Below are 23,454 nucleotides of genomic sequence, written 5' to 3'. Positions count from 1 at the left end.
GTGGGCGCGCCAGGGCGTTCCGCGGCGTACTCATCGGTCCGCTTCCCGCCCGTGGTCCGCCGGGCATCGGCCGGCTCCGTCCGGTCGGCCGGCCCCGCTCAGCTCCTTGGTCAGGCGCATGAGCACACGTGCCAGGCCTTCTGCGTCGGCCGGGCCGGCGCCGTGCGTCACCACGAGCGGACCGGTCATCGCCTCCCCGGCCGTGACGCACCGGGCTATCTCGTGCGCGGCATGCCCGCTGCCCGTCCAGCCGGCCAGCAGGAGGGGGCGGCCCGGCGCCAGTACGGTACGCAGTGCCTCGGCCGCCGCGTGGGGCTGTTCGTCCGCCGAGCGCAGGGCGAGCAGCTGGGCAGGGCCGGTGTGGCACGTGACGAGCGCGCTGTAGCAGGCGTGCGTCGTGCCCGGCGGCGGGATCAGACACACTGCCCCGGCGGCCGGCCCTTCTCCCGCGCGCAGTTCGGTGAGCGGGCCGTGGTCCCGCCTCGCCCCCTCCGCCGCCATCCGGGGAAGGCCGGCGCCGCGCAAGACCTCCAGCACCGAGGCGATGGACCTGGCGCCGTCGGCACGGTGGGTGAGCTCCCGCAGCAGCTGCATGCCCTGAGCGAGGATCTTCGCCGCCTCGGCGTCGTCGAGACGGCCGCGGTCGTAGTCCGTGGTCACCACCAGATTCCCGAGGTGGTCGAAGGAGGCGATCAGCCTCAGCGGCAGCGCGCTGGGGACGCCGGTGCTCTGCGGCGGCCCGACCCGGATGCCGTGCGCCGCCAGTCCGGCCACGAGGTGGTCCGGCAGGCGCTGAGGGGAATCGAGTACGAGAGCGGTGCCGAAGAGGCTGGCACCGGCCGGGCAGCCGCTCCAGCGGCGGATGTGCTCCGTGCTCACCCATTCGTACGCCGACATGTCGAGGGCCCTGTCCCGCAGGGCCGTCAGCAGTTGGGGCACATTGGACGCCGGGTCGACGCCGACGGTCATCGGCAGCATGCCCGCCAGCGGCCCGGGCAGGTGCTCAATGCCCTCCAGAGGGATGCCCCGGCCGTCCACCGACACCCCGAAGCTCACCGTGGTCGGGCCGGTGGCACCGGTGGCACGGTGCAGCAGCAGGGCCCAGGCGGCCTGGAGCACAGTGGACTCGGTGACGCCCCACGAGGCGGCCCAGCGGGCGAGTCGCACCGCCTCGGGGCGTAACAGCCGCCGTGAGGTGCGTCCGGGGCCGGTGAGTCCGGTGGGCGCCCCGACGCGGGCGGGGTGCAGTGCCGCCCCGGGCCGCCAGCCCGCGCGGGACCAGAACTGCCGTGCCGGCGAGTGGTCCTGCCCGCTGAGCCAGTGGGCATAGTCGCGCAGGTCGGGGCGTCGCTCGCCCCCGGACGAGCGGCCGTCGTCGAGATAGGCGCGGTAGAACTCGCGCAGCAGCAGCTGGACGCTCCGGCTGTCGACGAGCGCGTGGTGGTAGGTGAGCAGGACCCGTGTGGTGTCCACCGCTCCACCGTTGGCCGGCCGGTCGTCGAACAGGGTGATGCGCAAGGCTCCGGGACGGTGCGGGTCGATCCCGCGGCAGCGGTCGCGCTCCAGCAGCCGGGGCCAGCTGACATCGGTGTGCGACAACCGCAGAATCTCGGCGGTGGCCCGGCCGTGCAGCACGATCCGTGCGTGACTGCGGTCCAAGGCGGCACGCAGGAGTGCCTCGTTGTCGAACACGGCCTGCCACGCGGCGGTGAACCTCTCGTGGACCAGCGGTCCGTGCCAGGTCCAGTGCAGCTGTTCGACGTGGTGTCCCGCGCCGGGCCGGTCCAGGGACCGGGCGAGCAGTTCACGCTGGCGGGGCGTGGCGGAGATGGCCGGTCCGGCGAAGGGCACGGGGGTCCCGCTCTCCCCGCCGGCCGCCAGCGCCTCCAGTACGGTGCGCAGGTGGCCGCTCAGGGCGTCGGCACGTGAGTCGGCGCTGTCCTCGGACGGGCGGGGAAAGGACTCGGTCCGTACGTGCAGTTCGCCGTCCTCGACATGGCTGGAGATCTCCATTCCGTACACGGACGCGCTGCCGGCCGGCTCGGGCCGCCGGTTCGGGGCGTCGGCAGCAAGAGTGAAGTGCTCGCCGGGCGACAGCAGTTGTGCCGGTGAGTGATGGGTGAAGCAAACCGGCACACCGCACGGGCCGCCGGGCGGTGGAGCGACGGCCCGGAAGGAGCCGGAAGGGCCACCCCCACCGGCGAGCGCGGGCACGACGGCGGCAAGGTAGCGGCCGGGTGCCAAGTGCCGGTCGCTGTCGAACCGCAGGGCGCGTACGCGGGTGTACGGGCCGACGGCGCGTGCGTGTCCCGGGAGCCCGTCCCGCCCGTCCGTGCGCATGTGAAGGACGATGTCGTGGGTCCCGCCCCAGCGGGCCAGAGCCTGGCCGCACGCCCCCGCCAGCACTTCGGCGACCGAGAGTCCGTACCGGGCCGGAAGGACCTCGGTGAGCACCGCGGTCTCCGCCACCGGCAGGACGAAGCCGGTACGGCGCACGCGCGGCCGCTCGGCCGTGGGGGCGGACCGGCGTGCGGCGGCGGTCTCGTCATCGGCGGCAGCACCGGCGCGGGTGAACTCTTCGGAACCGGGGGATGACGCGTCCAGCCGTTCGGCCCACTCCTCGAACCGGCCGGCGTCACTCTCCGGGCCCGGTGTCATGCCGGCTGCGAGCGCGGTCAGCGCCGCGTCCAGGTCTTCCAGGAGGACGCGCCAGGACGCCATGTCGGCGGCGAGGTCATGCACGGCGACGAAGAGCAGGTCGCCGTCGGCCGGCAGCCCCGCGCCGCGGCCCCGGGCGAGCAGGGCACGCAGCAGCACCCCGGTATGCGGAGACAGGCTCCGGCGGGTCGCGGCGACGGCCTCCTCGAAGGTCCTGTGGTCGGTGAACTCCACCGTCCGCAGCGGATCGTCCCGGCCGGCCCCGTCCGCCATGGCGGTGGTCAGCGGCATCCGGCCGTCAGGAGACGACGGGATACGAGCGGTCAGCATCGGGTGGGCGGCGATGACGGCGCGCAGGGCACGTCGCAGCACTCCCTCCTCGACGGGGTGGCACAGCCGGAGCAGCACACTGTGGTGCGCACGGACCGGTCCGCCGCGGGCGGCACGCAGTACCTCGCGCTGATGCGGACCGAGGGCGACGGAAGCGGCCGACGTGGTCAGCAGGTCGGCGAGCATCCCCGCAGGCAGATTCCGGGCCGGTTGCGCGGGGCGCCCTTCGGGGTGACCGACGAGGCGCACGGTGTGGCGGCCGGTGCCGTGCCGCTCCAGGTGAGCGTGGAGCACGCCGTCCTCGCCGGGCTCCGCGGCACCGTCGGCACTGATGCGCCAGGTCTGCAGTTCACGATGGCGCGCTGCCACGCAGGCGAGAGCCCTCGCCAGCACAGCGGGGTCCAGGGCGCCGTGGAGTTCGAGGACCGGGCCCACCGTGACCACTGTCATCGGCGCCTCTGCGGTACGGCTGCTGGTCATGCGCCCTCTCCTGTCGGTGTGCGGGTGGGTGCCCGGAGCGCCTCCTCGTGCTCCCGCGGCGCGTCGGTGTGTGCCGGCGACGCCGGTCGAGCGAGTGGGTCTCCGACTGCGTTACCTGGGATCGTCAGACATCCTGGAACGGGCCCGGGCGGGGCCGCTGCGGCCGCGCCGCGGGCGAGGGCTCACCGGACAGCAACCGCGAGACCAGCGCCGTGGACCGCTCGTCCACGAGGTCGCAGGCGGCGGGACCGGGTGCCGGGCCGTGGCAGGCCACGCTGATCAGATACCGGTCCAGGGCACGGTAGGTGCCGAAGGCCCACGCACCGCGCCCGGCGGGTGTACCGTCCGGCGCGCACAGTCCCGCGCCCGGGCTTGCCGGTACGTCTCCCCGGAGGCCGGGCGAGAAGTCGACCTCGGCGAACCGCAGACGCAGCCCCTGCCCCAGCGCCTTGGTGTAAGCCTCCTTCAAGGTCCACAGGCGCAGCATGGCGGCTGTCCGTTCGGGCCCGTCCAGGCTCCGCAGTACGGCCCGCTCGGCGGGTGAACACACGCGGTCGTGCAGCACATCGAAGGACAGCGCACGCGAGAGCGGTTCCGCGTCGACACCGATCCTGCCGGCGCGGCTGATGGCAACCGCGATGAGTCCACCGGTGTGCGTGAGGCCCACGTCGACCTGGCGCAGCCCGCGCAGATACGGACGCCCACCGATCTTGTAGGCGAGGTCCAGTTCCGCGGCATCGGTGCCGAGCGCGGCCGCAGCCGTGTACTTGAGGACGAGCCGGGCGGCGGCGAACCGGCGCCGCGCCACGGGGTCGGTGGTGCGGTGGTAACGCTGCCAGTCACGGCCGAGCAAGCGGCGCAGCCGGGGTCCGGTGCCGACCGCTGCCGGCCACTCCTCCGGAGTGGCGTACACGACCACGTTGCCGTCCTGCTGCATGCCTGCACGGACCTCGTGCCAGGGCCCGGCCGGGCCGTCCACGTGCACGGGGGGCGTGATGCGCGGCGCGGCCGTCATCGGGACGGGTTCCCCTCCCTCGTGCGTCACAGTGTGAGTTCGATGCCATCGAGGTCGAGGCCGCGGCCTGCCCGGTGCCGCTGCAGGAGTTCGTCGAGTACGCCGGTGACACAGCCGTCCGGTACCTCCGGCAACGGCCGGCCCAGCCGACGGCCGAGTCGGGACAGCGCGAGCACTGCCCAGCCGGGGTCGGCCAGGAACGGGTCGTCCCCTTCCTGGCCCTCCCATACCCCCAGGACGGCGGCCGCCGTGACGACCAGCCCGTACCGTTCGCTCAGGGCACCCGCCGCCGGGCCCGTCAGAGCGGCGGGCCGAGTGGCCAGGCCGGCGCACTGCTCGCGCAGGAGGCGCAGTTCACCGAGAAATTCTCCGGCCAGCCGCCCGAGCAGCGCGGTCCGGCCGTCGGCCGGCCGGCCGCGTGCGAGCCGGTCGGCGGAACCGGCCAGAGAGGCGGCCAGGAAGTCCTTGCCTCCCGCGAACGCCAGCAGCCGGTGGTCCAACGGCGGCAGCCCGGTCCGGCGGCGGAAGAGGCCGGGCGGCGGTTCGTCCTCCACGAGCCAGGACCCGGCCGCCAGCGTGCTCAACTGCGGGACGATCACTGCCTGGCAGGACGCGGCGCCGGCCCGTCCGATCCCTACGGCCGGCAGGTCGCGCGCCAGCTTGGCGAGGATGCCGTGGACGAGGCCGCCGTCCCGTCGGCCTTCCTGACCGAGGACGGCGCAGAGTTCCTCCAGAGCGTCCTCGATCAGGGTGGGAACGACGTAGGCGGCTGCCACGGACGGTACGTGGGCCCGGTCGGGCACCAGGCTCATCGCCCGCAGGCACACCGTCGCCATGGCGTCGCAGGCGAGCAGGTCTCCGAAGACGCCGGCGAGCGGGCGGTACCAGCGGCGGGCAGGCCGGCCGACGCGCCCGTCGACGGCGGCGCTGACGGCGGAGCGCAGTACCGGATCGACGGCCGCGGTCATGGCTCCGGCGACCAGGCACCGGTTGACCTGGTGGGTACGCAGCGCCAGGGTGGCCCCCTCCCCCAGGCCGCCCACCAGAGCGTCTCCGGGCAGCGGGCAGTCGGCGAACCGCAGCCCGGAAAAGACCGCGGCGCGCATCCCCGTTGTCGCGACCCGCGGCAGCCGGTGCAGCCGGTCGCCCGGGAGCCGGTCGGGCGCGAGCAGGAACACGGAGTGGTCGCGGGGCCCGGGAGCACCGGCGGTGCGCGCGTGGACGACGTAGGCGTCCGCTCGCGCCGCATCGATCACGACGTCCCGCCGGCCGCTGAGAGACAGCCTCGCGGCAGCCGGCCGTCGCACGGTGAACACCTCGCGCAGTACACCTCCGGCAGGGGCGAGCCCGGGGTGTGCGACGGTGGCCCGCCCGCCGCCGAGCAGCAGCCGGGCGGTGCTGCGCCGCTGTGCGTCGGTACCGGCGGCCCATATGGCGGAAGTGGCGAACAGCGAGGTGAGACCGCACCCGAAGCCGAGGGCCACATCACGTCGGAAGACGGGGCGCAACATCCGGAGCAGCTGGTCCGCGCTGGTCAGCGCGCCACCGTACCGGGCGGGGACGAATTCGGCCGCCAGCCCCACCTCCGCGAGCAGTTGTTCGGCGGATTCCGGCGGGCGGTGGTCCCGGTCGGCCGCCAGGAACGCGCGGTATCCGTGGGCGTTCGCCGGGTCGTACGGGTCACCGAGCAGCGCGTCGACCAAGGCGACACGGCGCTGTGCGGTGGTCTGCTCCATGACCGGTTCCCCCCTTGTCTCTGCGGCCTGCGGCCCGCGGCTCTCGGCATCTGGGACGACCTTCGGCCGTGCCGCTCGTGACGTGGTGGAACGAGGTTCGAACCACGTTGGCGGTAGCTGCCCTCAAGGCCCTCCGGGCACGTCAGCACAGAACGGCAGGGGCCCCGGGGCCCCTGCCGCTGTGGGCATCCCTGCGGATGCTGTGGAATCAGGCCACGGTGCGGGCGGACAGCACACGGTTGACGACCTCGAGGTACTGCCGCGGGGTCTCGGCCTCGTCCAGCGCCTCGTCGTCCAGCGTGACGCCGGCGTCGCGCTCGATGACCCCCGTGACCTGAAGCAGCGCCAGCGAGTCGTAGCCGAGTTCACCGAACGGGACGTCCAGCACGTCCCCGCTGAGCTCGTTGGTCTCGCTGTCACCCGAGCTGTCACGCAGCAAGGTGACCAGAGCGGCGATGTCGAGCTGTTGCATGAGGAACCTCTCTTCTCGTGCCGGCACCTTCAGGTCTCCTGTGGTGCCCGGCGCCTTCCGACCGGGTGGACCGGTCAGCTCAGTGGTCGGCGAAGCGGTGTGCCGCCGGGTGTGGGGTGCTGGTACCGCCCAGTCGCTGCACCACACGGCAGGCACGGCCCAGGAGGCGGGGCAGCGCGCCGTCCCGTACGAAGAAGTGGCCGCCGGACACGGTGCGGGTGGCCACCGGCGCCGTGCTCCACCGGCGCCAGCCGGCCATGACTCGCGGAGGAGCCAGCAGGTCGCCGTCCCCGGAGACCGCGAGCAGCGGCACCGGCAGTGGCCCCGGTGCGACCACGGCGCTGCAGGCGGCGGTGCGCAGTGCGTGTGCCAGGCGCAGGTCGTCCCGGAGCACGGGCATCACCACCCGGCGCCAGTAGCCGTTGTGCTCCGCCCCGTCCGGCAGTAGTCCCAGTTTCCGCAGCCGGTCCATCAGGTCCTCATCGGCACTCTCCCGGACGTCGGAGAGCTCGTTGGCCGCGTCGGGCGGCGGGCAGGCGCCGACGGCGATGAGCGCGGGGAGCGGCAGCGCCCTCTCCCGCATGGTCTGTGCAAGGCACTGCACCACCAGCGCGCCCAGGCTGTGCCCGTACATGACGAACGGCCGTCCGGGCTCGGCAGCGATACCGTCCAGCAGATCTGCCACCAGCGGGTCATGGCCCGTCAGCCGCGCTTCATGCCGCCGGCTCTCGCGGCCGGGCAGGAGGACGGGGACCGGTTCGACACCTGGCCCCACGCCGCGTGCCCAGCTCCGGAAGGCCGACGTTCCTGCCCCCGCGTGGGCGAAGCAGTACAGCCGTACGGGTGGTGCTGTGTCCGCCATCTCCGCCACTCCTCGGCCCATCACACTTCCCGGCGTCATCAAGGCTCACCGATGGCCCTAGAGGAAGGCTCGAAGCGGACACAACAGGGCGAGGATCAAGCGGCGTAGAAGTCGAAGGTCGAGCTGCGCCGAGGCCCGGCAGCCATGTCCAGGGCGGGGTCCACGGTGAGCATCGCCTGGTGCAGACGCTGCAGCGGCGGCGACGGTTCGACGCCCAGTTCCTCGATCAGCCGTATGCGCAGCTTCCGGTAGACGTCGAGGGCAGCAGCCTGCCGACCCGAGCGGTAGAGCGCCACCATGGCCTGTGAGTGCAGACCTTCGTGCTGCGGCTGTCGGGCAATCAGTTCGCGCAGCTCTGCGATGAGTTCGGCGTGCCGGCCCAGCCGGAGGTCGGCGTCGATGCGCCGCTCCAGGGTGACCAGCCTGCTCTCCTCCAGCCGGACCGCCTCAATGGCCAGCACGGGACCTACGCGCACATCGACCAGCGCTTTCCCCTGCCACAGGCCCAGTGCCCGGCGCAATGTCTCCGCGGCACGCTCGTTCTCGCCGGCCTCGAAAGCCGCGATGCCCGACGACACCAGCCGCTCGTACTGGTGCACATCCGTGCTTTCCGGCGGCACCTGCAGCACGTATCCGCCGTGCGAGGTGGCGAGCAGGTCCTTGGCGGTGGCCGGTGAATCGGGCCCCATGGCAGCCCCCAGCCTGCGTCTCAGTTGCAGGATGTAGGTCTGCAATGTGGTGACCGCGCTGCACGGCGGGTCAGCGTCCCAGATTTCTTCCATCAGTGTCGACACCGGCATCACACGGCCGGGGCACACTCCGAGCAGTGACAGGATCTGCCGCGGTTTTCCGGCCGTCGGCACAATGGATACTCCATCGATATCGGCCCGCAGCGGCCCCAGAACTTGGATCCTCACTTACCGGTCCCTTCCTTCCGCTGTCGACGTTTCGTCGAATTCCGCGTCCGTAGGGGACACGGCTTGGGGAACCGTAACCGCCCCGGGAGGCACACCCCGGATTTCTTGAGCCCATGTCAAGCACCCCTCGACCTGCCTCCCAGCGCGAATTGTCACCCCCTGACATGCGACAAGGCTCCGGCAAGGAGACGCATTACGTCGCGTCCCCTTGTACCGGAGCCTTGTTGTACCGGAGCCTTGTTGTACCGCCGCCTTTACCGCGCAGGCGTCAGTCGCCCACGGGGTCGCTGTCGCCCCGAAGCCTCATCACACGGTGTCAGCCGACTCGGCTGAGGCGTTCGCCTCCCGCGAGCAATCCTGCGTCCAGGGCGGTTCCGGGGCCGGCCGCCAGAATCGACTGCTGCACCCTGCGCAGCCTCGAGGACGGCTCGAGGCCCAATTCCCGTACCAGAGTGCTGCGCAGTCGCTGGTACACGTCGAGAGCCTCACTGCGCCGGCCCGAACGGTGGTACGCCAGCATGAGCTGACCGTGCAGGGTCTCGTGAGTGCGGTACCGGCTGACCAGAACGGTGAGCTCACCCAGTAGTTCACGGTGCCGGCCGAGTCGCAGGTCGGCTTCGATGCGCTGGTCGAGGGCGCAGAGACGCGTCTCCTCCAGTCGCTTGACCTCCGTCTCCAGCAGCCCACCGGCATGCACGTCGGCGAGGGCAGAGCTGGTCCACAATGCCAGCGCTTCCCGCAGCCGCCGTGCGGCGCCCGCGAAGTCGCCGGCGTCGATCGACCGGTACCCCATTCCGGCCAGCCGTTCGAACTCTCGCACGTCACTGCGGCCGCCCGACGTGTTCAGGATGTAGCCGCCGGACGAGGTGACGAGGACGTCCTTGGCCGTGCGCGGTGCAGCACCCTCCGGGTCGTGCGCGAGGGCGGCCGAGATCCTTTCGCGCAGCTGCAGGATGTAGGTCTGGAGGGTGGTGCGTGCGCTCCGCGGCGGCTCTTCGCCCCAGAGCTCCCCTATCAACTCGGTCACCGGTACCAGGTGGTCGGCGCGCAGTGCGAGCATGGCCAGCACCTGACGGGCCTTCGGGGCGGTCGGCGTCACCAAGATCCCATTTTCTCTGACCTTTAACACACCTAGCACTTCGATGTCCATGCGGTTCCCCCATCCGTACATGAATCGGTGGTGACGCACAAAGGTCTTGACAGACCCCAGGTCCGAGCGCCGGTCCGAGTAAAATTCCAGGCAAGCGGTTTGTCAATCGCCACCCATGGGCTCAATAAGCGACTCCCCGTCAGGTGGTAAAGAACACGAAAAGTTCTCCCCTGTTCTTTTCCATCAACCTGTCGCTGCGCGAGCCGTTTAGATATTGGAGGAGCAGCGGCCTCCCTCTGCAATACCTGCAGCGGAAGCGGCCCGCACGGACCCTGCCCTCATATTGCTTCGCCATTGAACTACTTCGCAACTCGAGTCTCCCTCGAGCCGTTTCATAGTTCTTCCAAGCCTCGCCCGAGGGCTCATCCGCGAACGACCCGCAGCGCGCGGCCGTCGGGCCGGGCGGGAGGCGGCCGCTCCACCGGGATCGACGGTCACGGTGCGTACTCGCCCCTACCGGACTTCACTCACCCGCTCAGACCGGCGGAACAAAGCCGTCCACAGGAAAGACTCGCCGAACGAGGGAGACTCGGGCACTTCGTCACGCATACGGCGCAATTCGATCTCGGTCAGGTCGGAGAAGATCCACCGCAGGGACTCCGGCGTGTAGGCGAGGCCCCCATGGAAAAGGCCGCCCTGGAGGCCGGACCGGCGGTAGAACTCGGTATCACCGAGTTCCGATCCCATCCCTCCGGCCGCGAAGCAGGTCAGCGCGAAGTGTCCGCCAGGGGCGAGGGCGCGGTGGAGGAAGTCGAGATAGCTGATGCGGCGGTGCGGCGGCATGTGGTGGAAACAGCTGGAGTCGTAGATCAGGTCGTAGGGGCCGTCGAGTCCGGCCCCGGCCAGCGCCAAGGCGTCCCCGCAGTGGAAGCGGACCTCGGCCCCCGCCTCGCGGGCGCGGTCCTCGGCCCAGGCGACAGCAGCCGGCGAGAGGTCGACCGCGTCCACGTCGAAGCCGAGGGCGGCGAGGTACAGAGCATTGCGGCCCAGGCCGCATCCCAGGTCGAGGGCGCGCCCCTTGGTGATCAGTCCGCGCTCGACGTACCGGACCAGATTCTCGTCCGGCTTCGGCGCGAAAAAGGGCACCGGACTGGAACGGTCCGCATACAGGCTGTCCCACCAGGCGGCTGCGTCGGTCGTCCAACTGTCGGCCTCCGGCGCGAAAAGACCGTCCAGGAGCCTGAGCACATCGTCCATCTTGCGTATGTTCCGGTCCATTTCCCGGCTCTCCCCTGACTGACGAATTTCCCGCCCTCATTCAGCCACAGGGAAACGTGATTTCCCACCCGGGTCCAGCCTGCTTCGATACCGGTTCGAGCGAAGCAGTAGCGGTGGCGGCCGGGTCACCTGCCGGCGAATGCCGCCTTCGCCTCCGGTGTGGGCTGCCGCCACTTCACCGTCCGGCACGGCTGCCGAATCGCGCCCACGGCCCGGCCGGAGATTCGGGGATGGCTTTTCGCCACCTCGACGTGGAGCGGAACGGGATCACCGGCCTCGTGCCCGACATTCCACCCCACCGCACCGACATGAATTCAATCCCCCGTCCAGATTGGGACGGTACCGACTCAAGCCAGCTCTGTCAGACCCGACAGACCTGTCAGGCCAAGCGGACAGGGACACCACGAAAAGAGGGAGAGGATTCGTCGAGCCCGAAAGCGACGATCCCCCCGCAGGCATGCCCCAGCACGATGCTTGCAGGCTCACAGAAGCCTAAGAGCCTCGGACACGACCTCTGCCATATGCGATTCCGCAACGGTGATTCCGGCGCGCCACACGGCAGGTCGATACCGGGGCCGGCCGGCCCCGGGAGGGATGGCGCAGGGCACCGATTGCGGCTGCCGGCACGTCAGGACGGTTGGCGTCAGCCCCGCCAAGAGCCGCTGACCTCGCCGGACCTCGGCCGGCGAACGACCCAACGCGCCCACAGTGGGCGGCCTCGACGCCCCGCTCACTCTCCCGGGCACCGAAAAGCCGCCGAGTTCCCTCGCTGCCGTGTCGTCGAGCTCCGCGATGGCTCAGAAGGTCGCACCCAAGACACCCCGTCACATAGCTCTGAGAGCTGGCGTTGGCGCGACTGGGAGCAGGCTGAGTGACAGTGTGGTTCGGCGCTCAGCGTTCCTGTGGGCCGGAGTCGGCGGGGGTGTCGGTGACCTGGGCCTCTTCGGTGGCGGCCCAGGTGGCCAGGAGCTGCAGGGCGTCGTGAACCGGGGTGCCGGAAGGGGCGCTGTAGGCGGTCAGGGTCAGGCCGGGCTGGGCGGGCAGTTCCATGGCGTCGAAGTCGAAAGTGAGGACGCCGACGGCGGGGTGGCGGAACGACTTGCGGCCCGTGTGGTGCAGGCGCACGTTGTGCTTGGCCCAGGCGGTGCGGAACTCCTCGCTGCGGGTGACGAGTTCGCCGATGAGGCCCGTCAGCTCGGTGTCGTTGAGCTGCGGTTTCCTCGATATTGGCAGCTGCTGGTGCTCCTCGAACGCGTTCGGCCCCAAGCGGGCGGCGGCTGCCGGAAGGCCGGCCGAGCCGCTCAGTGGTTCTCGGTCGGTTCACCCACTCGTCACAAGGAGTCACCGTCATGCCGAAGCAGTCCGCACCCCAGGAGCTGGCCGACATAGCGCCGAAGCTCATCGAGGTCACCGATGACGTCCTCTTCGGTGACGTCTGGGAGCGGCCCGGGCTCTCGCCGCGCGACCGGAGCCTGGTGACGGTGAGCACGCTGGCTGCCCTGTACCGCGGCGAGCAGCTCGGCTACCACCTCGGAGTGGCTTTGGACAACGGGCTGAGCGTGGCAGCGCTGTCCGAGGCGATCACACACCTCGCCTTCTACGCCGGCTGGCCCAACGCCATGCCTGCGGTCGTCCAGCTGAAGAGGATCGCCGAGGAGCGCGGTGCCGCCTGACGACGCCGCGGGGCAACGACGCGTGCGCAGTGTGGAAGCGCTCGTTGCCTGCGCGCCCCGCGGACCCGCACTACTACGGAGCACAGAGCATGGAATTGTTGAAGAAGCAGCCGGCGATGAAGCTGCCGGCGGAGTGGTTCACCGGGGACGCCTGGGCCGATGTGATCTACCGCGGTGAGGAGCCCTCCCGGGCCCGGGCGAACGCGGTGCGCTTCGCTCCCGGCGCCCGTACTGCCTGGCACTCCCACGGCCTGGGCCCCCTCGAGGCTCACCCGGGTGACGTGATCTGGACGCCGCCGGGTGAGGAGCACTGGCACGGCGCGGCGCCCGACCACTTCATGACCCACATCGCCCTGTGGGAGACCGACGACGTCGACTGGCTGGAGCACGTCACCGACGGGGAGTACGGCGGACCGCGCCGCAGCACCCGCGCGGCCTGACCGACGCACCCCCCTTGCATCCGTGCCGGGCCGTCCCCGCCCTGGGCTCACCGTAGAACCCCGGACCCCCGCCAGACTCCCCACCCCAGTACCCCCGCCCCACGGGCCCGGCCTGCGAGCCCGGAGGGGTTTGACGGGGGCCGCAGCTTTTACCACTCGGCCAGGGAGCCGTCGGCCTGGCGCCATACCGGGTTGCGCCACCGCTGGCCTGCCTCGGCGGCACGGCGTACGGCGGCTTCGTCGATCTCGATGCCCAGGCCGGGGCCGGTCGGGCGGGTGATGTGGCTGTCGGTGAAGTCGAAGACGCTGGTGTCGACGAGGTAGTCCAGCAGGTCGTTGTCGGCGTTGTAGTGGATGCCGAGGCTCGTCTCCTGGATGAGGGCGTTGGGAGTGGCGAAGTCGATCTGCAGGGAGGCGGCGAAGGCGATCGGCCCGAGCGGGCAGTGCGGGGCGAGCGAGACACCGTGTGCCTCGGCCATCGCCGCGATCCTGCGCACCTCCGAGATGCCGCCCGCGTGGGACAGGTCGGGCTGGGCGACGGCGATGCCGGAGCGCAGGACCTCGCGGAAGTCCCAGCGTGAGTACAGCCGTTCACCGGTGGCGATCGGTACGACGGTGGAGGCGCAGATGCGCTCGTAGTCGCCGGTCAGCTCGGGCACGATCGGCTCTTCGACGAAGAGCGGGTGCAGCGGCTCCAGCAGTCGGCAGGCCTCGCGGGCCAGGGCCGGGGAGACGCGCCCGTGGAAGTCGATGGCGATGTCCGCCTCGTCACCGATGGCCTCGCGCACCGCGGCGACGCGGCCCACCAGCAGGTCGAGTTCGGCCTTGGACTCCAAGTGGCGAACGCGGCCGGTGCCGTTCATCTTGACCGCGTCGAAGCCCTGCTCCATCCGCTCGCGGGCGTGCTCCGCCACCCGGTCCGGCTCGTCGCCGGCGATCCAGGAGTACGTCCGCATGCGGTCGCGCACCGCGCCGCCGAGCAACTCGTGAACCGGCACGCCGAGGGCCTTGCCCTTGATGTCCCACAGCGCCTGGTCGATGCCGGCCACCGCGCTGGAAAGGATCGGGCCGCCACGGTAGAAGCCGCCCTTGGTGAGCACCTGCCAGTGGTCCTCGATCCGGTACGGATCCTCGCCGATGAGGTAGTCCGAGAGCTCTTCGACGGCGGCCGCGACGGTGGCCGAGCGGCCTTCGACCACCGGTTCGCCCCAGCCGGTGATCCCCTCGTCGGTACGGATGGCCAGGAACAGCCAGCGGGGTGCGACGGAGAACGTCTCCAGTGCGGTGATCTTCATCGTTGTGCCTTTCGGTTGAGGTCCTCGATCAGCTCGGGGAGCCGTTCGAACTGGTCGGGGTCGGCCAGTGCCGAGCCCAGCGAGACGGCGGCGGCTCCGGCGTCGAGGAACTCCCGTGTGTTGTGCAGGCCCATGCCGCCGGTCGCCACGAAGCGGGCCTCGGGGAACGGGCCGGCCATGGAGGTGATCCAGCCGGACCCGAGGTCGGCGGCGGGGAACGCCTTGAGCCAGGTCAGGCCGAGCGCCTGGGCCTGCTGGATCTCGGTGGCGGTCGCCACACCCGGCAGATGCGGCAGGCCCGCGGCGAGCGAAGCCTCGGCGACCTCGCGGTCGAACCCGGGCGCCACGGTGAAGCGTGCCCCGGCCGCCACGGCCTGCTCCACGCGTGCGAGGGTCGTCACCGTACCGGCACCCACCACGGCGCCGCGCTCCTCCCCCGCTGCCACCGCCGCCCGCAGCGCGGCCACCGCGTCCTCGCTCTGGACGGGCACCTCAACAAGTTTGATGCCGACGTCCCAGGCCCGCCGGCTCACCTCCACGGTGCGTTGCGGGCCGAAGCCGCGCAGAATCGCCATGAGGGGGAGGGCGTCGAACGCCTCCTGGAACAGCCGGTCGTGTTCGGTCACGTGGTTCCCCACTACGGGTTGCATTGTCATTGGGTCCAGCCGAGTGCTCGGGAGATGGTGTGGGCGGTGGCCCGGATCGTCGGCAGCAGCTCTTGCAGCCGGGCGAGGTCCACCTGCGCTTTGAGTGCCGTGACGGACAGGGCGGTACGCACCGCGCCCGTACCGTCCCGGACCGGGACGGCGACGCAGTTGATGAAGTGCTCGTACTCTCCGTCGTCCGCCGCCCAGCCGCGCTCGCGGATCTCGCTCAGCTGGGCCGCGAAGTCGTCGGCGGTCGTCACCGTCGCGTCGGTGAACCGCTCGTAGGAGTAGCCCTCCAGGACCTGGGCGCGTTCCTCCGGAGACATATAGGCCAGGATCACCTTGCCGACGCCGGAGGTGTGCAGCACGACCGCCTTGCCGATCTGCGAGTACAGCCGTACTCCGCCCTGCGGGTCGACCTTGTCGACGTAGAAGACGCGGCCTTCCTCGACGGTGGCGATGTGCACGGTGAGGCGGAGCTTGCGGCCCAGCTCCAGCAGGTGGGGATGGGCGATCGTACGCAGGTCGAACTGTTCGAGCGCGGACTGGGCCAGGCCGGCCAGCCGGTAGCCGACGGCGAACGAGCCGTCCTCCCGCTTGCGGGCGAGCCCGCCCTGGCACAGGTCCTGCAACAGGCGCAGCGCCGTGGTCCGGTGCACGCCCAGGCTCTCGGCGACGTCCGTCGGATGCTGAGGGCTTTCGCTGATCAACTCCAAGGCCCGGATGGCGCGTTCCACGGTCTGGCTCATCGGGCGGTCTCCGCCGTACGCAGGGCGGAGGCATCCGCGTGGTCCTCGATCGCACCCAGGGCGAAGGCGGCCAGGCGGTGACCGAGCCGCAGCCGGTCGGCCGGCTCGGCGCCGCGCAGCCAGGCGGAGAGATAGCCCGCCGCGAAGGCGTCCCCGGCGCCGACGGGCTCGACCACCTCGACCGGGTTCGCGGGGACGAAGACGGCCGGGCCGGCCCCGGCCGGGAAGTACGTGGCGCCGACGTCCGCGTCCTTCACCACGAGACACACCTCGGGCCCGACCAGCTCACGCACCTGCTCCGCGGTCTCGGCTCCCCAGACGTGCTGGGCCTCGTCGCGACCGACGAAGACGATGTCCGCCCGGCGTGCCAGGGCGAGCAGCGGCCCGGCGGCGCTGTCCGTACTCCACAGTGCGGCACGGTAGTTGACGTCGAACGAGCACAGCGTCCCGGCCGCACGCGCGCGCTCGAACAAGGCCGTCGACGTCGCGGCACAGTCGCCCGACAGGGCCGGTGTCACCCCGGACAGATGCACCAGGCGCGCCGTGGCCAGCGGGAGGCCGTCGAGATACGCAGGGGTCATCCTGGAGGCGGCCGAACCGGCCCGGTAGTAGTGCACCCCTGTGCCCTCCGGGCTCGGGTCCTTGAAGTACACACCGGTCGGTGCCGAGTGGTCCCGCTCGACGTGGCCGACATCGACGCCCGAGCGCGCGATGGCTGTCACCACCTGGTCCCCCAGCGGGTCGTCGCCCACTCGGCTCGCCCACGCGGTGCGGTGGCCGAGGTCGGTGAGGTACTGCGCGACCGTCGACTCGGCTCCGGCGACCCGGATGGCCGCCTCGCGTGCGGTGGCGAGCCGCTCGCCCGGCGCGGGGGCCACCAGGACCATCGATTCACCGAGGCACAGCACTTCGGGTTCTGACACTTTTCCTCACACCTCTGCGTACGTGTTGTCGGCCGCGGTGCGGCCGTCGCCGGCGCCCCTGGGCTCCTTGCGGCGCAGGACACGGGGCGCGGTCTCCGGCAGCAGCAGCACCGACACTGCGGTGACGATGCCCGACAGTGCCATGTATCCGGCGAGGAGCCATGGACTTCCGCCGCCCGCGTGCACCAGCAGGGTGGCGATGAACGGCGCTGTACCGGAGAACAGTACGGCGGTGGTTTCGCGGGCGAGGACCAGGCCGGTGTAGCGGACCTCGGTGGGCAGCAGCTCGGAGAAGAACGAACCCGCCGGGCCGAAGATCATCGAATTCAGCATGACGGCGAACACGAGGATCACGGCCATCACGATGAGGGGCGTCGACTCCGTGCCCACCAGCAGCCAGAACGGTCCGGCGCACACGGCGACGGCCAGCCCGCCGGCGATGATCAGCGGGCGCCGGCCGATCCGGTCGCACAGCCAGCCGCAGAACGGCACACCGAAGATGGAGACGGCGGAGGCCACGGTGATGGCGATGACGGCCACGTTGTCCGGCAGCCCGAGCTGCTGGGTGGTGTAGGCGTCGGGCAGGTAGCCCTGGATCGAGTACGAGGCGATCGCGGTGGCACAGCCGGCACCGACCATCAGCAGAATCCGCCGTCCGTGCCCGCGGACCGCCTTCACCAGCGGGGCCTTCTCCGTCCTGCCCTCGGCCACGGCGTCCTTGAAGCTCTCGCTCTCCTCTGAGGTGTACCGCAGGACGATGCCGCCGATCACCACGAGCAACGAGGCGAGGTAGGGCAGCCGCCAGCCCCAGCTGAGGAACTGCTCCTGCGGCAGCGAGGAGACCACCGCCATGGATCCCGACGCGCACAGCACGCCCAGGAACTCGCCGGCGCCGGGCAGCGACGCGTAGAAGCCGCGATTGCCGGGCTTGGCGCTCTCGGTGGTCCACACGTAGGCACCGCCGAGTTCGGCGCCGACACCGAGTCCCTGCAGGATCCGGCAGACGACGAGCAGTGCCGGTGCCCACAGACCTATCTGTTCGTACGTGGGCAGCACGCCGATGGCCAGGGTGCCGAAGCCCATCATCAGCAGCGTGACCATCAGCACCGGTTTGCGTCCCCAGCGGTCACCGAAGTGGGCCAGGATCAGCCCGCCCACGGGCCGTGCGGCGAAACCGACGGCGAAGGTGGCGAACGAGGCGAGGGTCGCGGCGAACTCGGACTCACCCGAGAAGTAGATCTTGTTGAACACCAGCGCCGCTGAGGTGCTGAACAGGAAGAAGTCGTACCACTCCAGAACAGAGCCGACGACGGCGGCCATGGCGTTGCGGCGCCGTGTTCTGCGCTGGGGGTCCTGACCGGCCGTCTCGACCACAGGGCTGTCCGGCATGCGTGCTCCTTTGCACGGCAGGAGACCTGCCAAGGCGTTTCGGCGAAGTTAACCTCCCGTTGAGCGGTGTGCACACTGGCTGTGCACATGTTGCACACCGCCCCCGACGTGGCCGCGGCGGGCGAAACGAGCGAGGTCACCCTCGGCCTCACGGCGCGGAACGCCGAACAGGCGCCCTCCCGCCCGGTCGGCGTTCGGCCTTCGGCGGTGGCTGCACCCCGCACGACAACGGCGCTGAAGTGCCTTCATCGAGTCACTCCCCGTCCATGCGGGGCAGTCGCGCCCCGACCCACGCGGCCGTGTCGCGCAGCCAGATGTGGGCCGCGTCATGCGTGTGGACCGGGTGCCACCACAGCGCTTCACGCAGCGGCACCGCCTCGTACGGCGGCTCCACCACCCGGACCGCGGCGATCGGCGTCAGCAGCCGCGCCAGGCGTGCCTGGATCAGGGCGAGGCGCCGGGTGCCGGCGATCATCAGGGGCAGGAGCTGGAAGCTGTCGACGGAGACCTCCACCCGCGGTTCGATGCCGAGCATGGCCAGCTGGCGCACCGCGGGGGCGTCGTACGTGCGCTGGTACGTGACCCAGGGCAGCCGGGCCAGGTCCTGCCGGGTGAGACGGTCCTCGACGCCGGGGTGGTCCTGCGCCACGAGGAACACCCAGCGGTCGTCGTAGAGGTCGGTGGCGGGGAAGTCGCTGATCACGCCGTGCGGCATGAGCAGGCCGTCGGTGGCGCTCAGCAGGGTCGCGGTGTCGTCGACGACGGTGGGCGGGGCCTGGGTGAAGCGGAGCCGGATGCCGGGGGCCTCCTCGTGCACCACGCGGGCGAGTTCGGTGCCGAAGACCGCGACGGCGTAGTCGGACGCCAGCAGCCGGAACTCGCGCTCCGCCTTGGCCGGGTCGAAGTCGGCCTGGCTGGAGAAGAGGCGTTCCAGCACGTCGTAGGCGGTGGAGGTGCGGTCCAGCAGTACCTGGCCGAGGGCGGTCAGCTCGTAGTGGCCGCCGACGCGGGCGAGCAGGTCGTCGTCGAAGTGCCGGCGCAGCCGGGCGAGGGCCGCGCTCATCGCGGGCTGGCTCAGACCGACACGCTGCCCGGCGTGGGTGACGTTCCGCTCCTCCAGCAGGGCGCGCAGGGCGACGACGAGGTTGAGGTCGAGACGGGCCAGGTTCACGGGTTCCCCTTGCTGTTCGACGCTGACCAGGAGGAATTTGCGCGATGGATTGCTCTTATCCACACAATCTATTTCCCTGATCGCTGGCGGCGGGTCCACATTAGTCCCACAGCACTCAGGAGGACATGTCTGTGAACCCCGCACCCGTATCCCCGCCCTTCGTCGGGCCCTTCGCCCTCGCGACCCTGTCGACCCCGGACGGCCCGGCTTTCCCCGCGCTAGTCACTCCCGACGAGCGCGTCGTGGACCTGCGAAACGCCCTGGACGACGACGAGTTGACGGTCCGTCGGCTGCTGGAGAGCTGGACCGCGGCGCTGCCCCGGCTGCGCGCCCTGGCCGGCAACGGCACGGTGGAGCGCGTGCCTCTGGCAGGGTTCCGGGTGCACGCCCCGGTCGAGCCGCGGCAGGTCTTCCAGTCCGGTGCCAACTACCGGCAGCACGTCATCGACCTGCACGTCGCGCACCGCGCGCCCGGTGACGACCGCCCGGAGGACGAGCGCCGCGCGGAGGCCGCCGAACTCATGGACCGGCGGGCCGAGGAGGACCTGCCGTACGTGTTCCTCGGGCTGCCGAGCGCGATCACGGGCCCGTACGACAACGTGGTGCTGCCCGCCTGGGCCGAACAGCCGGACTGGGAGCTGGAGTTGGCGGCCGTCATCGGCAGGCCCGCGCATCGGGTGACGGTGGAGGAGGCCCTGGAGTACGTAGCCGGGTACACCATCGCCAACGACCTCACCGACCGCGCCGCCGTCTTCCGGCGCGACATGCCGCAGATCGGTACCGACTGGCTGCGCAGCAAGAACGCGCCCGGCTTCACCCCGCTCGGCCCCTGGATCGTGCCGGCCGAGTCGATCGCCGACCCCGGTGACCTGCGCCTCGTCCTGAAGCTGAACGGCGAGACCATGCAGGACGAGTCCACCCAGGACATGATCTTCGACGTGGCACGCATGGTGTCGTACGCCTCGCAGACCGCCCGCCTGCTCCCCGGAGACCTGGTGCTGACCGGCTCCCCCGCCGGCAACGGCATGCACTGGGGGCGGCTGCTGCGTGACGGCGACGTGATGGACGGCTCGATCAGCGGCCTCGGCGCGCAGCGCACCCGCTGTGTGGCGGAGGTGGCGTCGTGACCCCGGACCGGAACGACCCCGAGGGCGCCATCGCCGAGGCCGCCAAGTCCTGCTCCAACTGGGGACGTTGGGGCGATGACGACCGGCTGGGCACCCTCAACTTCCTCGACGCGGCCAAGCGCCGCGAAGGAGCCGCGCTGGTGCGCCGGGGCGTCAGCTTCTCACTGGCGCAGCGCTTCGACATGGACGGGCCGCAGAAGGGCTGGCGGCGGCGGACCAACCCGGTGCACACGATGCTCGACACCGGCACCGACGCAGCGCTCGGCAACCAGGGCTTCCCGCACGGCCTCGGCGGCGCCGACGACGTCATCGCCATGCCGCTGCAGTGCTCCACCCAGTGGGACGGGCTCGGCCACATCTTCGACCACGGCAAGGCGTGGAACGGGCGCCCCGCCGAGCAGGTCGTCACCTCCGACGGTGACCTCGTCACCGGCATCGAGCACATGGCCCCGTACGTCGCCGGACGTGGCGTCCTCCTCGACGTGGGCCGCGTCATCGGCGAGGGCGGGGGCACCTCCCGCTCGAGCGGAGCCGAGAGCGGGGGAGAACTGCCCGACGGCTTCGCGATCACCGAGGAGCACCTCACCGCGACGGCCGAGGCGCACGGCGTCACGGTCGGCCGGGGCGACATCGTGGTGGTGCGCACCGGACGGCTCGCCAGGGCCCGGCGCGAGGGCTGGGGCGAGTACGCGGGCGGCCCCGCGCCCGGTCTGTCGTTCACCACGGCCGGCTGGCTGCACCGCACCGAGATCGCCGCGATCGCCACGGACACCTGGGGCTTCGAGGTCCGCCCGAACGAGTTCGCGCACGCCTTCCAGCCGCTGCACCAGGTTGCCATCCCCCACATCGGACTCCTCATCGGCGAGATGTGGGACCTGGACGCGCTGGCCGCGGACTGCGCGGACGACGGTGTGTACGACTTCTGGCTGGCCGCCGCTCCCCTGCCCATCACCGGCGCCGTCGGCTCGCCCGTCAACCCGATCGCCGTCAAGTAGCCCTCGGTCTGCAGGAGTTCTGCCCGAGACCTCCCCGAAGTCTCGGAGAGAACTCCCTGAGGGACAAAGGAGTAGTTCCCCTATGAGCACACCCCGCACGGTCCTCGTCATCGGCGGTGGCGCGGCCGGCAACGCGGTCACGATCCTGCTGCGCCGCGCCGGGATCACCGTCGATCTGATCGAGGCCAAGGACGACTGGAACGCCACCGCGGGATCCGGCATCACCCTCCAGGGCAACGCCCTGCGCGTGCTGCGTGAACTCGGCGTGTGGGACCGGGTGGCGCAGTCCGGCTACGCGTTCAGCTCGGTCGGCATCACGGCGCCCGACGGCACCGTCCTGCATGCCGCCGAGGACCTGCGCACCGGCGGTGACGACCTGCCCGCCACCGTCGGCATGGAGCGCCCCCGGCTGCAGGGCATCCTCATCGACGCGGTGCGGGCCAGTGGCGCCACCGTCCGCCTCGGTGTCCGTGCCGCGTCCCTGGAGCAGGACGACGACGGCGTGTCGGTGACCTTCGACGACGGCGGCGAGGGCCGCTACGACCTGGTGGTCGCCGCCGACGGGCTGGGCTCCGCCACCCGCGCGGCCATCGGCATCACGGACCGGCCGGAGCCCACCGGCATGGCCATCTGGCGCGTCGCCGCACCGCGCCCGGCCGGTGTGACCCGCACCGACCTCGCCTACGGCGGCCCGGCCTACATCGCCGGCTACTGCCCCACCAGCGACAGCACGCTGTACGCCTATGTCGTCGAGGCGAAGCGCGACCGGGCCGCGATACCCGTGGCGAGCTACGCGGACGAGATGCGCGCCCTGGCACGGCACTACGGAGGCCACTGGCCCGAGATCACCGCACACCTCACCGACCCGGCGAAGGTCAACTACACCTGGTTCGACCGGCTGTTGGTCGAGGGTTCCTGGCATCGCGGCCGGGTCGTCCTCGTCGGTGACGCCGCGCACTGCTGCCCGCCCACCCTGGCCCAGGGCGCCGCGATGTCACTGGAGGACGCCTGGGTGCTCGCCCAGCTGCTGACCGCCTCCGACACCTGGGACGACGCCCTGTTCCAGGAGTACTACGAGCGCCGTGTCGCCCGCGTACGTCCCGTCGTGGAAGCGTCCGTGCAGATCGGGCAGTGGCAGCTGGACGGCGTCCGCGACGCCGACGTACCGGGCCTGATGGGCCGCATCATGACCATGCTGCGGGAGCTGCCGTGACCGCGCCCACCGTCGACGTGCACGCCCACGTCCTGCTGCCGGAGGTCGACGCGCTCGTGGCCGGCCTGCCCGGCCACGCCGAGGCCCGCGCCCTGGACGCCCGCCGCAACGGCCGCGCCGCGCTGCAGGTCAACGGCCCGATGATCGGCGAGCGGATCGGCCGCCTCACCGACGTACGGGCCCGGCTCGCGGCGATGGACGCCCAGGGCGTGGACCTCCAGGTGGTCAGCCCGTCCCCCTCGCACTACCACTACTGGGCAGACGAGGAGACGGCCGAGAAGGTGTACCGGCTCGCCAACGAGGCCACCGCCACACACTGCGCGGCGGCCCCCGACCGGCTGCGCGGCCTCGGTCTCGCCCCCCTCCAGCACCCCGCCCACCTGGTGCCCGCCCTCGATCACGCCCTCGGCCAGGGGCTGGCTGGGGTGGAGATCTCCAGCCATGCCCCGGCACGTGAGCTGTCCGACCCGGCCTACGAGCCCTTCTGGTCGCGCGCCGAGGAGACCGGAGCGGTCGTCTTCCTGCACCCGTTCGGCTGCACCCTCGACGAGCGGCTGGACCGCTGGTACCTCTCCAACACGGTCGGCCAGCCGACGGAGAACGCCGTCGCGCTCTCCCATCTGATCTTCTCGGGTGTGCTGGACCGGCACCCCGGTCTGAAGCTGCTCGCGGCGCACGGCGGTGGCTACCTGCCCACCCACATCGGCCGCAGCGATCACGCGTGGCGCGCCCGCCCCGACGCGCGCGGCTGCGCCCGCGAACCCAGCCGCTACCTGCGGCAGTTGTACTTCGACTCGCTGGTCCACGACCCGTACGTACTGCGCGAGTTGGTACGCGTCGCGGGCGCCGACCGGGTACTGCTCGGCTCCGACTTCCCCTTCGACATGGGCACCGAGGACCCGGTCGGCGCACTGCGCGCGGCGGGTCTGCCCGACGCCGACTTCCACGCCGTACGCGGCGGCAATGCCACCGCCCTCCTCTTCAAGGACTGACA

At 71.3% G+C, this 23,454-nt stretch carries 20 protein-coding genes and 1 pseudogene; 6 read left to right on the top strand and 15 right to left on the bottom strand.

The window, feature by feature from the left end:
* Positions 1–30: 30 nt before the first annotated feature.
* The 9 genes and pseudogenes from C3486_RS02985 to C3486_RS02945 form a co-directional block, all read right to left on the bottom strand.
* On the bottom strand, positions 31–3,468 hold the full coding sequence (locus tag C3486_RS02985) for a condensation domain-containing protein (protein ID WP_103830941.1): 3,438 nt from the start codon (positions 3,466–3,468) through the stop codon (positions 31–33).
* Positions 3,469–3,592: 124 nt separating this feature from the next.
* Positions 3,593–4,483 (bottom strand): 4'-phosphopantetheinyl transferase superfamily protein, encoded by an 891-nt coding sequence (locus C3486_RS02980; RefSeq protein WP_103830940.1) that lies wholly within the window; start codon positions 4,481–4,483, stop codon positions 3,593–3,595.
* A gap of 26 nt (positions 4,484–4,509) precedes the next feature.
* The gene (locus tag C3486_RS02975; RefSeq protein ID WP_103830939.1) at positions 4,510–6,219 is read right to left on the bottom strand and encodes an acyl-CoA dehydrogenase family protein; all 1,710 of its coding nucleotides are present in this window, start codon (positions 6,217–6,219) and stop codon (positions 4,510–4,512) included.
* A gap of 208 nt (positions 6,220–6,427) precedes the next feature.
* Entirely contained in the window at positions 6,428–6,691 is a 264-nt protein-coding gene (locus C3486_RS02970; RefSeq protein WP_103830938.1) for an acyl carrier protein, read from the bottom strand.
* A 79-nt stretch (positions 6,692–6,770) separates the two neighbouring features.
* Positions 6,771–7,553 (bottom strand): thioesterase II family protein, encoded by a 783-nt coding sequence (locus C3486_RS02965; RefSeq protein WP_103830937.1) that lies wholly within the window; start codon positions 7,551–7,553, stop codon positions 6,771–6,773.
* A 95-nt stretch (positions 7,554–7,648) separates the two neighbouring features.
* The gene (locus C3486_RS02960; protein WP_103830936.1) at positions 7,649–8,470 is read right to left on the bottom strand and encodes an AfsR/SARP family transcriptional regulator; all 822 of its coding nucleotides are present in this window, start codon (positions 8,468–8,470) and stop codon (positions 7,649–7,651) included.
* 316 nt (positions 8,471–8,786) lie between these two features.
* Positions 8,787–9,620, bottom strand: a complete 834-nt coding sequence (locus tag C3486_RS02955; protein WP_103830935.1) for an AfsR/SARP family transcriptional regulator — start codon at positions 9,618–9,620, stop codon at positions 8,787–8,789.
* Positions 9,621–10,073: 453 nt separating this feature from the next.
* Positions 10,074–10,838 carry a class I SAM-dependent methyltransferase gene (locus C3486_RS02950; RefSeq protein ID WP_103830934.1) on the bottom strand — a complete coding sequence of 255 codons (765 nt, stop codon included), beginning with the start codon at positions 10,836–10,838 and terminating at the stop codon, positions 10,074–10,076.
* Positions 10,839–11,729: 891 nt separating this feature from the next.
* Positions 11,730–12,044, bottom strand: a pseudogene (locus tag C3486_RS02945) (transcriptional regulator); the annotation flags it as partial.
* A 143-nt stretch (positions 12,045–12,187) separates the two neighbouring features.
* Here C3486_RS02945 and C3486_RS02940 point away from each other — a divergent pair.
* Both C3486_RS02940 and C3486_RS02935 read left to right on the top strand, forming a co-directional pair.
* The gene (locus C3486_RS02940; RefSeq protein WP_103830933.1) at positions 12,188–12,511 is read left to right on the top strand and encodes a carboxymuconolactone decarboxylase family protein; all 324 of its coding nucleotides are present in this window, start codon (positions 12,188–12,190) and stop codon (positions 12,509–12,511) included.
* A gap of 89 nt (positions 12,512–12,600) precedes the next feature.
* The gene (locus tag C3486_RS02935; RefSeq protein WP_103830932.1) at positions 12,601–12,951 is read left to right on the top strand and encodes a cupin domain-containing protein; all 351 of its coding nucleotides are present in this window, start codon (positions 12,601–12,603) and stop codon (positions 12,949–12,951) included.
* A 149-nt stretch (positions 12,952–13,100) separates the two neighbouring features.
* Here the strand turns inward: C3486_RS02935 and dgoD are convergent, their stop codons facing one another.
* The 6 genes from dgoD to C3486_RS02905 form a co-directional block, all read right to left on the bottom strand.
* Positions 13,101–14,246 carry a galactonate dehydratase gene (gene dgoD / locus C3486_RS02930; protein WP_103830931.1) on the bottom strand — a complete coding sequence of 382 codons (1,146 nt, stop codon included), beginning with the start codon at positions 14,244–14,246 and terminating at the stop codon, positions 13,101–13,103.
* A complete protein-coding gene (locus C3486_RS02925; RefSeq protein ID WP_258052560.1) occupies positions 14,243–14,872 on the bottom strand; it encodes a bifunctional 4-hydroxy-2-oxoglutarate aldolase/2-dehydro-3-deoxy-phosphogluconate aldolase in 630 nt (209 codons plus the stop codon). Before C3486_RS02925 ends, dgoD begins: the two co-directional genes overlap by 4 nt.
* Before the next feature lie 26 nt (positions 14,873–14,898).
* On the bottom strand, positions 14,899–15,642 hold the full coding sequence (locus C3486_RS02920) for an IclR family transcriptional regulator (protein WP_103830929.1): 744 nt from the start codon (positions 15,640–15,642) through the stop codon (positions 14,899–14,901).
* Positions 15,639–16,565, bottom strand: a complete 927-nt coding sequence (locus C3486_RS02915; RefSeq protein ID WP_258052559.1) for a sugar kinase — start codon at positions 16,563–16,565, stop codon at positions 15,639–15,641. Before C3486_RS02915 ends, C3486_RS02920 begins: the two co-directional genes overlap by 4 nt.
* 6 nt (positions 16,566–16,571) lie before the next feature.
* Complete coding sequence (locus tag C3486_RS02910) at positions 16,572–17,954, bottom strand: MFS transporter (RefSeq protein ID WP_103830928.1); 1,383 nt, start codon at positions 17,952–17,954, stop codon at positions 16,572–16,574.
* A 253-nt stretch (positions 17,955–18,207) separates the two neighbouring features.
* Positions 18,208–19,125: a LysR family transcriptional regulator gene (locus C3486_RS02905; protein ID WP_103830927.1), complete on the bottom strand. Its 918-nt coding sequence runs from the start codon at positions 19,123–19,125 to the stop codon at positions 18,208–18,210.
* Positions 19,126–19,250: 125 nt separating this feature from the next.
* On the opposite strand from C3486_RS02905, the gene C3486_RS02900 reads away from it, so the two are divergent.
* From C3486_RS02900 to C3486_RS02885, 4 genes are all read left to right on the top strand, one after another.
* Entirely contained in the window at positions 19,251–20,252 is a 1,002-nt protein-coding gene (locus C3486_RS02900) for a fumarylacetoacetate hydrolase family protein (RefSeq protein WP_103830926.1), read from the top strand.
* Positions 20,249–21,247: a cyclase family protein gene (locus C3486_RS02895; protein ID WP_103830925.1), complete on the top strand. Its 999-nt coding sequence runs from the start codon at positions 20,249–20,251 to the stop codon at positions 21,245–21,247. Before C3486_RS02900 ends, C3486_RS02895 begins: the two co-directional genes overlap by 4 nt.
* Positions 21,248–21,329: 82 nt before the next feature.
* Positions 21,330–22,460, top strand: coding sequence for an FAD-dependent oxidoreductase (locus C3486_RS02890; protein ID WP_103830924.1), 1,131 nt, complete (start codon positions 21,330–21,332; stop codon positions 22,458–22,460).
* A complete protein-coding gene (locus C3486_RS02885; RefSeq protein ID WP_181138421.1) occupies positions 22,457–23,452 on the top strand; it encodes an amidohydrolase family protein in 996 nt (331 codons plus the stop codon). The genes C3486_RS02890 and C3486_RS02885 overlap by 4 nt, the downstream gene beginning before the upstream one ends.
* Positions 23,453–23,454 lie beyond the last annotated feature (2 nt).

Source organism: Streptomyces sp. Ru73, assembly GCF_002920575.1.
Taxonomy (GTDB): domain Bacteria; phylum Actinomycetota; class Actinomycetes; order Streptomycetales; family Streptomycetaceae; genus Streptomyces.
Note: the sequence above shows the minus strand (reverse complement) of the source record. Positions and strands in the feature narration are given on the sequence as shown.